This window comes from Streptomyces sp. NPDC056527, assembly GCF_042794475.1.
Taxonomy (GTDB): domain Bacteria; phylum Actinomycetota; class Actinomycetes; order Streptomycetales; family Streptomycetaceae; genus Streptomyces.
On the sequence record NZ_JBHTTQ010000074.1, the window covers coordinates 1 to 12,922 of the forward strand.

Here is a 12,922-nt window from a genome sequence, read left to right on the forward strand (position 1 = left end):
AGACTCCGGCACGTCGATGCCGGAGTCTCGCGGCAGTGATCCTCCCCAGGCCCGGCGTTCAGGCCGTACTGCGGCCGGTGAGGGCCTCGGAGGCTTGGGACGGACCTCGTGAGGGGAGGGTGGCGGGCGCGCTCCTGCGGCGGAACCGGTGCGCGAAGAGCTGGCAGAGGTTGGCCGTGCCGTCGTGCAGAGCGTGCAGCTTCACCTCACCCCCGCGAACGCGGTACGCGATCGGGACCTCCAGGCAACGGCACCCCGCGAGCGTCGCCGCGTTCTTGATCTCCTGGGAGAACGCCATGCCCGTCGACCGGACGTCGAGGCTCTGCCAGACGTACCGCCGGAAGACCCACATGCCCGACTGCGAGTCGTGCAGTCCGTTGTGGAACAGCAGGCGGCTCACCATGCTCAGCGCGTGGTTGCCCATGGAGTGCGTCGGGTGCATCGCGTCGCGGTTGCCGGGGACGAGCCGATCCGTCGTCAAGAACTCCACGTCCAGGGCCTCCAGGACCTTCAGCAGCCCCGGCAGTGCGTCGAACGGGTACGTGCAGTCGGCGTCACCGGTGGCGATCACGTCCCCCCGGGCCGCCGCGAACCCCGCGTGGTAGGCGTTGCCGTAACCCCGCTTCGGCTGGGGGACCACACGGGCCCCGAGCGAGCGGGCGACTTCCCCCGTACCGTCGGTGGACGCGTTGTCCACCACGACCAATTCCGTGTCCCAGCCCGCTTCGGCCAGATCCGCCACGGGAACCGCGGCGATCACCGAGGGCAGATTGGACGCCTCGTTGTATGCGGGCATGACAACCGACAGACCACTCATCGCAGGTCACTCCGTGTGGAACACCCTTTGCGGGTTCTGGGAAGTATCCGCTGTAGACCAGCATCGTCCGTTTACGACGTATATGTACACTTTGCTCCGTCTCGTGTCCGGCGTCAAGAGCAGCGGCATCGAAGGGGTTCCACGGGGCTGCGGACACGTCCGTACGCGCCATCGAGGCCGGCGGCGCCGTCACCCGGCCGACGGCGCCATCCGGCCTCAGGTCAGCAACTCCCGGTAGAGGGCGCCGTACTGGGCGGCGAACCGCTCGGGCCCGAAGGACTCCTCCACGGTCGCCCGGCCGCGCTCCGCGAGCATGTCCCAGACCCGGGGCTGTTCGAGCAGCCAGGCGAGCTGCTGCCCGGTCCTGCGGGCGTCACCGGCGGGAGCCCGCAGAACCGCGTCCCCGAAGTCGGCGAACTGCGGAAGGTCGCTGAGGATGGCCGGCCGGCCGGTGGCCAGCGCCTGCAGGACCGTGAAGGGGATGTCCGCCTTGCCGCCGATCACCGGCGGCGGGAAGAGCAGGACGTGCGCCGAGGCCAGCAGGGAACGCATGTCGTCGACATAGCCCTTCACCTCCACATCGGTCAGACCCTCGGCCCCGGCCCGCTCCCTCAGCTCCTCCCGTAGCGCGTCCGTGTTCTGCCCCGGCCGCCCGCGCATGGCCAGGACCAGGCGGAACATCGCCCCGGACCGCGCCGCCTCCCCCGCGGCCTCGACGGCGATCAACGCGCCGCCCTGTGGATCGAGATGGCCGGCGAAGAGGACGGTCGGCACACCCTCGGGGCGCGGCAGGAAGGGCCACTCGCTCAGCCGGATCATGGGCGGGATGACCCGGACGTCGCCGAAGTTCGCGGCGCGCAGCCGCCGGGCCATCGACTCCGACAGCGCGACCGTCGTCCCCAGCGGCCGGGTCCTCGCGAGCAGCCGCGCCTCCATCACACCGGGCACGGTATGGACGACCGGCCGCGCTCCCAGCATCAGGGGGCGTAGCCAGGAGTAGGCGGGGAAGGCGCGTCCGATCGACACGAACGCATGCACCAGATCGGCGCGCCGCGCCGCGACGGCCCCGGCGAGCGCGGCCTGCATACGGACCGGAACATGCGGCGAGCCGTCCGGGGACCAGAGGCGGATCGCACCGCCGACGGGCGGCGGAGGGCGGCCGTGCCGCCCGGGCCACTGGCAGAACCAGAGGAAGTCCATGTCGGGCAGGGCTCCCAGGACGTCCCTGGCCAGCGCCACGTCCGAGCCGTCCACACCGTCCAGCGGGCTGCCGGTCAGGAGCAGGACACGCGGCGGTCGCGTGCTGACGGTCATGACCCACGTCCGGAGTCGGCTGCCGGATCCGTTCCGGTCGGCAGTGGGATCCCGTACAGGGGGAGCGGCCTGTGTGTATCCCCCTCGAAGGCGAACGGCAGTTCGCCCTGCTCGTCCGGCAGCCGGTACCGGTCCGTCGGCGGGCAGGAGGACACGCCCCGGCCGGCGCCGCCGCGCGTCGCGATGGCGGTGCCCTGCGGGAGGCGCTCGGTCGCAGAGGACCGGAGCTGTACGAATACGGTCATGGTGAGAGCCGCGGCCAGGGCGGCCGGAGCCGCCGTCGGCACGGGACGGCGCGCACGGGCGCGACCCTGTTCGGGCCCGACCGGCGCCGCCTCGGTGAGGAAGAACATGGCGGTGACGGGACTCGCTGACGGGCCCCCGGCAGCACCCCGCACGACAGCAGACCCTCGTCCGGGCGCGGCGACGGGACGACCGACTGGTGGCCCGACGCGGTCGCGGTGGTCAGTTGGTCGTCGGCCATGGCTCGCCCCTCCTGTCCTTCCTCGGCCGCCGCCCGCGGACGGAACCGTCCACCAGACGACGCGTCAGAGCCAGGTACCGGCCCGTCATCTCGTCCCATGTGTAGTGCTGTGCCGCCTGACCGGCCTGCCGCCCGAGCGCGCGCCGCGCCCGCTCGTCGGAGGCCAGCATCCGCATCCGGTCGCCCAGCGCGACGGCGTCGAACGGCGGCACGGCGACATCGCCTCCGTCGCGCATCCACCGCAGCGCGGGCAGATCGAAGTGGAGGATCGGCTTCCCGTACGACATGCCTTCGAGGGCCACCAGGCCGAAGGTCTCGTGGCGCGACGGCATGACCAGGAAGGCACAGTTCCGCAGGAGGTCCCGCTTGCGTGCTTCCCCGGCGAACCCCACCCAGCGGACGCTGCTCGGGTGCGCGGCGAGCAGCGCCGCCAGCTTGCGTTCCTCCGCCTGCGTACCACTGCCCACCAGCAGCAGGGGCAGAGGCGGACGGCTCCGCCGGTACGCCTCCAGGAGCAGGTCGAGCCCCTTGGCCCAGGTGTCGATCCGCCCCAGGAAGAGGATGTAGTCGCCCGCTCCGATCCGGGCGTCGTCGATCTGCCGCTGCTCGACTCCGTTGGCGATGACCTGGACGTCCGCCCGGGGGCTGAGCCTCCGGACGGCGGAGGCGTCCGCCTCGTTCATCACCACGATGTGCCGGTAGCAGCGCAGCCCGAGCCGCTCCACCAGGAAGAACGGGATGTGGTAGCGGCGCCACAGCGCCTCGGCGCTGCGGCCCTGATCGATCCCGACGACCGGCGCGCGGGAGAACAGCGGCAGGAAGCTCGTCGAGAACGGGGGTGTGAAGTTCTCCAGCCAGGCGTCGTGGGGAAGTCTGCGGGCCAGGAAGGGGAGCAGCGTCAGGAAGAGCACCTGCCCGGCGCGCGGACCGGCCCAGCGGACCGGGAGGGAGACGTACCGGATGCCGTCACGGCGCAGTGAGACACCGCGTCTGCCGGCCGTCACCACCGTCACATCGAAGTCGTCCGACAGTCGCCGGGCGACCTTCTCGACCACCAGGGCGCCATCGCCCCGGTTGTCGGTTTTGCCCGCGTCGTCGTAGATCGAGACGACGATCCGCTTCCGCCGTGCCGGGCCCATGTCCTCCCCGCTGTCCGGAAGACGTCGTGTCCGTACGGTGTCGAGCACCCGCTCCAGCGCCTCGGCCGAGACCCGCGACGGCGCACGCTCGCCGTCGAGCCGTACCACCCGGGGCAGGCGCGAGGCCCAGGCGCGGTAACACGCCCACCGGACGGCCGGCGAGCCGGCCGCGAACTCCCGGCCGCGTTCCCGCGCCGCCGTCGGCGCGGTCTCCACGAGCAGGGTCAGATCGTGGCGGCGGACGAGCCGGGCGAAGCGCTCCGAGGCCCGTTGCCCAGGCGGGAAGCCGAACGCGACCAGCCCGTCCAGCGGCCCGCCGTCCGTCAGGACGACGGCCGGACGGCCCGGAGAGCGTGCCGACAGCGCCCGACGCGTGGCGCGGGTCCGTACGGACGTGTCCCCGGCGTGGATCAGGGCGTGGGCACGGCGCGCCCGCGATCCCCGGCGCGTGGGATCGTCAGGGCGCCGTGCCGTCTCCTCCGCATCCCTCACCCGTGGAGGAGAGTCGAACCCACGGCACAGGAAGCAGCCGTGGCAGTCGAGCGTGGTCACCGCGAAGCCGCGCTGCCGCAGCAGCCCGGCCAGGCGCCGGACCAGCGAGGACCTGCTCGCGCCGTCGGGGCCGGACACCGCGATCAGGAGAGGCCGCGCCGCGTTCATGGGGTGCGCCTCCGCAGTCGCTCGTGGACGGCGAGCGGCACCCGCAGAGCGACCTCGCGGGCCGCCGCGGAGGCCCGCCCGTGGGTCAGCAGATGGCCGGCGTGCTCCACGCCGGTGCGCAGCGACGTCGTGACGGGCAGCGGCAGGGGGAGCCGTACGAGTTCGCCCCGTCCGAGCGCGGCCATCGCCTCGGTCGCGAGGTCCAGGGCCCGGTCTCCACCGGCGGACCAGCCCTCCCGGGCGATCTGGGCGCGCGCCTCGGCCACGACGTCGGGAGCCAGCAGCTCGCGCAGCGCGAGGAGTTCGGACAGGTCGAGCGACTGGTTCCGGAACAGCCCGTGGGCCAGCCGGATCCTGAGCCGGTCGGCTGGGCAGGGAACGAGCCAGGCACGGCCGTCGTGGTCGGGGACGGCGTGGGCGAAGAGCCGGTCCGTCGCCATGACCGCGACACCGTGCCAGGCCACCGAGGTGTGCAGCTGGGCCGAGGGGCCGTCGGGCGGCTCGAGGAGAACCGAGGTGGACCGCTCCAGCCAGTGCGTCGACCGCTCCACGTACCAGCCCCTGAGCGCCTCCTGGGCGGCCTTCCAGCGGTCCGTGGGGACGACCAGGTCGATGTCTCCGTGCGCGAGATCCTCGGACGGGTCGGTCTTGATGAGCACCGTGGGGATGTCAGCCGCGCCCAGCCGGTCCGTCGACTCGACGAGGTTGCGCCGGAAGCGGTGGGTGGCCTCGCTCACCGCGTCGAGCGTCGTTGCCAGTTGACGGGGGTAGGCCCGCGCGAGCCGGCCCTCGACCCGGTTGGTCCGGGCGACGGCGAGCGCGGCCCGAAGCTCTTCGTCGGACGCCGGCCGGACGTCGCCCCGCCAGACGGCGTCGACGAGCAGGCGGAGGGCTCGTTCGGGGTTCTGGCCGGTGTCCCAGCCGGGGTCCGTCTCGTCCGGCCCTGTCCCGTCCGCCACGGTCCGGCCCTGCCCGTTCCCGCCGGGGGCGAGGGCGCCGCCGCGGCGGAGGGAACGGAGCACGGCGGCGCTCGGCGCATCGGCGTGCTCGGCGGACCCATGACGGCCCGCCTCGCGGATGAGCAGGACGCCCAGAGCGACCACCGTCCCGCACACCCCGCCGATCGCCATCCCCGGCACGCCGCCGGCGACCCAGCCGGCCGTCAGGCCGGGCACGTAACCGAGCACCCCGACGAGCAGCGGACGCGGCGCCGCGTGGTCGTTCACCGCCTGCGAGAGGGTCACCAGCAGGCTCAGCGCTCCGAGCGCGAGACCGGCGACCACCGCGGTAGCGAGCCGGCGTGCCCCCAGCGCCGCCGTGACCTCGTCGTGGAGGACGGGCGCGCGCATGGCGACGGGGCCGACGGTCGTCATGGCCGGATCCCACCCCTGAAGTCGGGCGCGTTGCGCAGCAGCACGGGCAGGGCCCTGATCAGCAGGTCAGCCTGCCCGTCCGCGGGTCCGGGGTGTCCGGCGGGTTCCGAGGGAGAGCCGTGTGAGCCGCTGCCGCTTCGGTTGTGCGCGGAGCGGGCGCGGACGGTACGGGAACGACGCCGCCGGGCCGTGGTGCGCGGCCTGCGGACGGCGACATGGCACGTCCTGACCGCGGGGAGGAGCCGGTCGGAGGCCCGCCGCGCGGGGTGGGCGGTCGAACGGCGGCGCGCGACGCGCGGGCTGCGGCGTCGGGACTCGGCAGTGGGCCAGTCGGTCACCCGTCGCAGTGGATGCGGAGCGGGTGCCGCCGGTGTTCGGCTGAGGTGGAGTGAAGTCACGATGAGCTTCTTCCGGCAACCGACCCTGCCGAGGGCCTACCTAGTGTGCGAAATGCCTGACTTCAACCGTTAGCATCCGGTATCTGATTCGTCAAGCGCCACGCGCCTGTTCTGCGTGTTTCCCGGGGCGCGGGGTCGGTGCCAGACGGTGCAGCGCGTTGTGGGGGCGCTCGTCGAGCAGCCGGCCCAGGATGCGCGCGCCGTCGTGGACCGTGCGGGCATGCGACGGGCCGTGATGGCGGGGCAGTTCCAGGCTGGGGACCTCGGCGATGCGCAGCCCGTAGTGCAGGGCGTGGGTGACCAGTTCGGGACCGAGCTCGACCCCGCCCTCGCGCAGCTCCAGCAGGTCGACGAAGCCCCGGCGGAAGGCGCAGAAGCCGTACCACAGGTCGGTCAGATGTTGACCGTACAACTGCCTGGCGACGCGGAGCAGGGCGCTGTGTCCCAGGCGCCGCAGCAGCGGATAGTCGGCGAAGTCGCCCCCGGCGATGAAGCGCGAACCCTTCACGAAGTCGTACCCGCTGTCCAGGTAGTGCAGGTAGTGCGGGATCTCCTTCGGGGACATGGTGCCGTCCGCGCCCATCAGCACGATGTGCTCGCCGGTGGCGGCGAGGAGCCCCGCGTGGGGGATGTCGCCCGCCTCGCAGTTCCACGGCCCCAGCCTGCGCACGGTCACGGCGCCGTGGACCGTCGCTCGTGTCTCCGCTCCGGTGTCGATCTCCGTGGCGCCGGACGCGCTTCCCACCAGTACGACTTCCCGGACGGCGGCCGGAATCTGGTCGAGCAGCCAGCCGGCGTCGCGGTCTCCGGGACGCACCGGGACGACCACGCTCGCCGTGCGGCCGGCGGCCTCCGGCGGATGGTCGGTCGACCGGCGCAGCGGATGCGGACCCTTACCCATCGGTACGGCTTTCTGGAATCGGTCCCGTCCGGACCGTTCGTTATGCGGGCGAGTGGGAATTCATCGAACTCCGTTCGCGCTACCTTCCCTCCACGGTATTACAATCCGTTCATGGCAGGGCGAATTGAGGACTACGCCCTCATCGGTGATCTGGAGACGGCAGCTCTCATCGGTACGGACGGTGCTGTCGACTGGTGGTGTGCGCCGCGCTTCGACTCACCCGCCTGTTTCGCCGCGATCCTGGGTGACGAGTCCCACGGGCAGTGGAGTCTCGCGCCGGTGGGGAATCTCCCCTGTAATCGCCGGAGTTACAAGAACGACTCGCTCGTACTGGAATCCGTCTGGGAATCCGTCTCCGGAGCCGTGCGCATCACGGACTTCATGCCGCCCCGTCAGCGGACCCCGCAGATCATCCGGTTGGTCGAGGGGCTGGCGGGACGGGTCGACGTGCACGGGGAGTTGCGGCTGCGCTTCAACCACGGCAGCGTCGTGCCCTGGTCGCGCCCGGTGGACCGGCGTACGGTCGCCATCGTGGCGGGACCTGACGCGGCGTATCTGCGCTGCGGTCCGGGCGCCGAGATCACCGTCACCGACGAATGCACCTCGCTGGACCTCTCGGTGACGGCAGGTCAGCGCGTCTCCTTCGCCCTCGGCTGGAGCCCCTCCCATTCCGAACCGGGCCCCGCGCCCGACGTGACGGCGGAATTGGAGCGGACGCTCGCCTACTGGGACGAATGGGCCTCGAATCTCCGCTACGACGGACCGTATCGCGAAGCGGTCATCAGATCACTCGTCACCCTCAAGGCCCTCACCTACGAACCGACCGGCGGAGTCGTCGCCGCGGCCACCGCATCGCTTCCCGAATGCATAGGAGGGCAACGGAATTGGGACTACCGATTCTGTTGGCTCCGGGATTCCACGTTCACCCTCTCCTGTCTGTTGCGCAGTGGATACGACCGCGAGGCGCTCGCCTGGAAGGACTGGCTCGTCCGCGCCGTCGCCGGCGATCCTGCGGATCTGCAGCCGCTCTACGGCGTCGCAGGACAGCGCAACCTCCCCGAGGTGAACGCCGACTGGCTGCCCGGCTACGAGGGCTCCCGCCCGGTCCGCTTCGGCAACGCGGCCGTCGATCAGTTCCAACTGGACATCTACGGAGAGGTGTTGGGCACCATCTACTCCGCGGTCCGCGCCGGAGTGTCCATCGACCCGCACGTCTGGAGCCTGATGGCCTCGCTCCTCGAGTACGTGGAGAAGCGCTGGAAGGACCCCGACGAGGGCATCTGGGAGGTGCGCGGCCCGCGCCGCCACTTCGTCCACTCCAAGATCATGGCCTGGGTCGCGGCCGACCGGGCGCTACGGCTCGCCCGCGTCGCCGGTCTGCGCAGCTCCGTCCGACGCTGGCAGGCCCTGCGCCGCGCTCTGCGCGACGAGGTGTGCGCCCGCGGCTGGAGCGACGAGCAGCAGTCGTTCGTGCAGTACTACGGGGCCCGGCGGATCGACGCGACCGCGCTGCTGATACCCCGGCTCGGCTTCCTCCCCCCGACCGACCCACGCGTCCTGAGCACCGTCCGGGCCATGGGCCGCCTCGACGACCGCGGTTTCACGCGCCGGTACGCGGACGTGAACAACGGTGAGGTCCACGAGGTGGACGGTCTCGACGGAGCCGAAGGGGCCTTCCTGGCCTGCACGTTCTGGTACGCGGACGCCCTCTCGATGACGGGGCGCCAGTCCGAGGCGCGGACGGTCTTCGAGCGGGTCCTGGACATCCGCAACGACGTCGGGCTGCTCGCCGAGGAATGGGATCCCCACGCCGGCCGCCAGTTGGGCAACGTACCCCAGGCTCTCAGCCATGTCGCTCTGGTGAACACGGCGTTCACCCTGTTCGGAACGCGCAAACACGATCGTTCGACGTCGGGGCGCTCCGCCGTGGCATGACCCTGCCGAGATCTGGGGGCTCGATCATGATCGGGAGGACCGCGGGCCGAGGGGCGGACCATCGGTCCACCGGGCCCGGCACGACCGCTCGGCGATTCGTTCGGGTGCGCACAACAGGCGCACCGGACCCCGCCGGGTTCGAATCGGAGCATGGCTCCCTACGACAGGCTCCGTGCCGACGGCAGAACGCAGTCGCTGGAGACCGGCACCTGGTGGTACGCCAACATCGCCGGTGAAGCGGCCGACTCCTTCAGCGCCCGGGTACGTAAAAGGATGCAGCGCGCCTGCCTCGCCGCGGTCCTGCTGCTCGCGGTCGTCTACGCCGGTCTCGTGCTGACCGCCACCGGCCAGCGCTGGGAGAACGCCGTGCTCACCGGCCGGCTCACCGACGAGACGCTGGCCGCCGCCCACGCGGCGGACCGCACCCTGCAGCACATCACGGTCTACTCCCTCGCCGTCGCCATGCTGGTCCTGACCGTCATCGGGATGCTGCGTCGGCGGTACGCGCTCACACTCGTCGCCCTCGGCACCGTCGGCGTCTCCCTCTTCCTGGCCGAGGTGCTCAAGGGCTACGTCCTCGCCCGCCCGGACCTGGCGCATGCGCCCGCGTACCTCACGCACAACAGCTTCCCGAGCGGACACACCACGGTCGCGATGAGCGTGATGTTCGGCCTCGCCCTCGTCGTCCCGTACCGGGCGCGCGGCCTCGCCGTGGGCCTGTGCGCCCTGTGGGCGACGGCCGTGGGCGCGTACACCGTGGCCGCCGGATGGCACCGGCCCAGCGACACGATCGGCGCCGACCTGCTCGTCCTCGCCGTGGCCTGCGGGCTCGTCGCGCTCCTCGCCCGCCGCGGCAAGGTGGGCCCCGCGCGCTCGCGCCGCTTCCCGCTGCGCACCGTCTTCGTGATCGTCCCCCTCGGCATCGCCGCCGTCGGCGGGCTCGGCGTCGGCATCGTCCTGCTCGTCGACTCCATGTTCGTCCTGGAAGCCACCGACCCGAACCTCCCGCACGTCGCCTACCAGGCCGGACAGGGTCTCGCCGCCGGTGCGAGCGCCGCGGCCACGCTGGTGCTGCTCGCCCTGCTGCGCCATGTCGACCTCGACGCGATCCCCACTCCGTACCGCCTCACAGGCACCATCGTTCCCGCGGAGGAGGCAGGGCCCTTTCCCACCGAGGCGGATCACGAGATATCTTGATGTCGAGCAATCTCGCAGACGCAGACGTGGAGCGGAGCACACCCGGTGACTGACTCGACCATCATCTACACCCACACTGACGAGGCGCCCGCCCTGGCGACGTACTCGTTCCTGCCCGTGATCCAGGCCTACGCCTCGACGGCCGGGGTCAATGTCGAGACCCGTGACATCTCCCTGGCGGGACGCATCATCGCCGGCTTCCCCGAGCGTCTCGACGAGGGTCAGCGCATCGACGACGCGCTCGCCGAGCTCGGCGCGCTGGCCAAGACGCCCGGCGCCAACATCATCAAGCTGCCGAACGTCTCGGCGTCCATCCCGCAGCTGAAGGCCGCGATCGCCGAGCTCCAGGCGCAGGGCTACGCCCTCCCGGACTACCCGGACGACCCGCAGACCGACGAGGACAAGGACGTCCGCGCCCGCTACGACAAGGTCAAGGGCAGCGCCGTCAACCCGGTCCTGCGCGAGGGCAACTCCGACCGCCGCGCCCCCGGCTCGGTCAAGAACTACGCCAAGACGCACCCGCACCGCATGGGCGCCTGGTCCTCGGACTCGAAGACCAACGTCGCCACCATGGGCCAGAACGACTTCCGCTCCACCGAGAAGTCCGCGACCGTCTCCGAGGCCGGCACGCTGCGCATCGAGCACGTCGCCGCCGACGGCACCACCACCGTCCTGCGCGAGTCGGTCCCCGTCCTCGCCGGTGAGGTCGTCGACGCCTCCGTCATGCACGTCGCCGCCCTGCGCACCTTCCTCGGCGAGCAGATCGCCCGAGCCAAGGCCGAGGACGTCCTGTTCTCCGTGCACCTCAAGGCCACGATGATGAAGGTCTCCGACCCGATCGTCTTCGGCCACGTGGTCCGCGCCTTCTTCCCGAAGACCTTCGCGGCCCACGGCGCGGCGCTCGCCGCCGCCGGCCTCTCCCCGAACGACGGCCTCGGCGGGATCCTCAACGGCCTGGCCGCCCTCCCGAACGGCGCCGAGATCAAGGCGTCCTTCGACGCCGAGCTCGCCGAGGGCCCGGCCCTCGCCATGGTCGACTCCGACAAGGGCATCACCAACCTGCACGTGCCGTCCGACGTCATCGTCGACGCCTCGATGCCGGCCATGATCCGCACCTCCGGCCACATGTGGGGCCCGGACGGCCAGGAGGCCGACACCCTCGCCGTCCTCCCGGACAGCAGCTACTCCGGTGTGTACCAGGCCGTCATCGACGACTGCCGCGCCCACGGCGCGTTCGACCCGTCGACCATGGGCTCCGTACCCAACGTCGGTCTGATGGCACAGAAGGCCGAGGAGTACGGCTCCCACGACAAGACCTTCGAGATCGCCGCGGCCGGCACCGTCCGGCTCGTCGACGCCGCCGGTAACGTCGTCCTGGAGCAGGAGGTCGCCGAGGGCGACATCTTCCGCGCCTGCCAGACCAAGGACCTGCCCGTCCAGGACTGGGTCAAGCTCGCCGTCACCCGCGCCCGCGCCACCGGCTCTCCGGCCGTCTTCTGGCTGGACGAGACCCGCGCGCACGACGCCCAGCTGATCGCCAAGGTCGAGCAGTACCTGCCCGAGCACGACACCGAGGGCCTGGAGATCAAGATCCTCGCCCCGGTCGACGCCACCGCGTTCTCCCTGGAGCGCATCCGCCGCGGCGAGGACACCATCTCGGTGACCGGCAACGTGCTGCGTGACTACCTGACCGACCTCTTCCCGATCCTGGAGCTGGGCACCAGCGCCAAGATGCTCTCGGTCGTCCCGCTGATGGCCGGCGGCGGCCTGTTCGAGACGGGCGCCGGCGGCTCCGCCCCGAAGCACGTCCAGCAGCTGGTCAAGGAGAACTACCTCCGCTGGGACTCCCTCGGCGAGTTCTTCGCCCTGGCCGCCAGCTTCGAGCACCTGGCGACCACCACGGACAACGCCCGCGCCCAGGTCCTCGCCGACACCCTCGACCGCGCCACCGGCACCTTCCTCAACGAGGACAAGTCGCCGACCCGTCGCGTCGGTGGTATCGACAACCGCGGCAGCCACTTCTACCTGGCCCTGTACTGGGCCCAGGAGCTGGCCAAGCAGACCGACGACGCGCAGCTCGCGGAGGCCTTCGCCGGCCTCGCCAAGACCCTGACCGAGCAGGAGGAGACCATCGTCTCCGAGCTCAACGCGGTCCAGGGCTCCCCGGCCGAGATCGGCGGCTACTACCAGCCCGACCCGGCCAAGGCCGCGGCCGTGATGCGCCCGTCCGCCACCTTCAACGAGGCCATCGCGTCCCTCGCCTGATCCCGGCGCGACAGCTGTTCCGCCCCGGCCGGAGTCCCTCCGGCCGGGGCGGTCCCGTAGGTGGCGCGGGGTCCCGCGGACAGGGCTCGTCCCGTCGGTGGCGGATGTGGCATCCGGGTGTGAACCTGGATGGATGAGCTGGGCATCATGGACGACCCCCGGCGTCTACACCGGGCGCGGTGGCGTGCTCACCGAGGAAGTCGGTGCGGTCACGGGCGACCTGACCGTGCACACCACCTGGGCAGATGGCGAAGCGCGTGTTGCCGTGCAGTACAGCGGCGCGTCCGACTGGTTCACGATGTCGGGCAGTCCTGTACCGTGCGCCAGCGAGCTGGAGAGCCGCGACCTCCACGAGGCCGCGGTCGAGGCCGTACGGGCGGGGAACGCGGCCACCGTGCCGTATCTTCCGCACCCACCGGTATAAAACATCGGCGCGAAG

At 71.6% G+C, this 12,922-nt stretch carries 10 protein-coding genes; 4 read left to right on the top strand and 6 right to left on the bottom strand.

Annotation, left to right across the window (positions count from 1 at the left end; genetic code table 11):
- Positions 1 to 58: 58 nt before the first annotated feature.
- The 6 genes from ACFQ7Q_RS27465 to ACFQ7Q_RS27490 all read right to left on the bottom strand — a co-directional run bounded on the left by ACFQ7Q_RS27465 (position 59) and on the right by ACFQ7Q_RS27490 (position 7,086).
- Positions 59 to 796, bottom strand: a complete 738-nt coding sequence (locus tag ACFQ7Q_RS27465) for a glycosyltransferase family 2 protein (protein ID WP_383559672.1) — start codon at positions 794 to 796, stop codon at positions 59 to 61.
- A gap of 237 nt (positions 797 to 1,033) precedes the next feature.
- Positions 1,034 to 2,131 carry a glycosyltransferase family 4 protein gene (locus tag ACFQ7Q_RS27470; RefSeq protein WP_383559674.1) on the bottom strand — a complete coding sequence of 366 codons (1,098 nt, stop codon included), beginning with the start codon at positions 2,129 to 2,131 and terminating at the stop codon, positions 1,034 to 1,036.
- Positions 2,128 to 2,484 (bottom strand): hypothetical protein, encoded by a 357-nt coding sequence (locus ACFQ7Q_RS27475; RefSeq protein WP_383559676.1) that lies wholly within the window; start codon positions 2,482 to 2,484, stop codon positions 2,128 to 2,130. Before ACFQ7Q_RS27475 ends, ACFQ7Q_RS27470 begins: the two co-directional genes overlap by 4 nt.
- Positions 2,485 to 2,596: 112 nt before the next feature.
- On the bottom strand, positions 2,597 to 4,414 hold the full coding sequence (locus ACFQ7Q_RS27480) for a glycosyltransferase (protein WP_383559678.1): 1,818 nt from the start codon (positions 4,412 to 4,414) through the stop codon (positions 2,597 to 2,599).
- Positions 4,411 to 5,787, bottom strand: a complete 1,377-nt coding sequence (locus ACFQ7Q_RS27485) for a hypothetical protein (RefSeq protein WP_383559680.1) — start codon at positions 5,785 to 5,787, stop codon at positions 4,411 to 4,413. Before ACFQ7Q_RS27485 ends, ACFQ7Q_RS27480 begins: the two co-directional genes overlap by 4 nt.
- A gap of 489 nt (positions 5,788 to 6,276) precedes the next feature.
- On the bottom strand, positions 6,277 to 7,086 hold the full coding sequence (locus ACFQ7Q_RS27490) for a glycosyltransferase (RefSeq protein ID WP_383559682.1): 810 nt from the start codon (positions 7,084 to 7,086) through the stop codon (positions 6,277 to 6,279).
- 111 nt (positions 7,087 to 7,197) lie between these two features.
- Between ACFQ7Q_RS27490 and ACFQ7Q_RS27495 the strand changes: the two genes are divergently transcribed.
- From ACFQ7Q_RS27495 to ACFQ7Q_RS27510, 4 genes are all read left to right on the top strand, one after another.
- The gene (locus tag ACFQ7Q_RS27495) at positions 7,198 to 9,021 is read left to right on the top strand and encodes a glycoside hydrolase family 15 protein (protein WP_383559684.1); all 1,824 of its coding nucleotides are present in this window, start codon (positions 7,198 to 7,200) and stop codon (positions 9,019 to 9,021) included.
- A gap of 150 nt (positions 9,022 to 9,171) precedes the next feature.
- Positions 9,172 to 10,218 carry a phosphatase PAP2 family protein gene (locus ACFQ7Q_RS27500; RefSeq protein ID WP_383559686.1) on the top strand — a complete coding sequence of 349 codons (1,047 nt, stop codon included), beginning with the start codon at positions 9,172 to 9,174 and terminating at the stop codon, positions 10,216 to 10,218.
- Positions 10,219 to 10,263: 45 nt separating this feature from the next.
- Positions 10,264 to 12,483, top strand: coding sequence for an NADP-dependent isocitrate dehydrogenase (locus ACFQ7Q_RS27505; protein ID WP_383559688.1), 2,220 nt, complete (start codon positions 10,264 to 10,266; stop codon positions 12,481 to 12,483).
- Positions 12,484 to 12,616: 133 nt separating this feature from the next.
- Positions 12,617 to 12,907 (top strand): hypothetical protein, encoded by a 291-nt coding sequence (locus ACFQ7Q_RS27510; protein ID WP_383559690.1) that lies wholly within the window; start codon positions 12,617 to 12,619, stop codon positions 12,905 to 12,907.
- Positions 12,908 to 12,922: the final 15 nt, after the last annotated feature.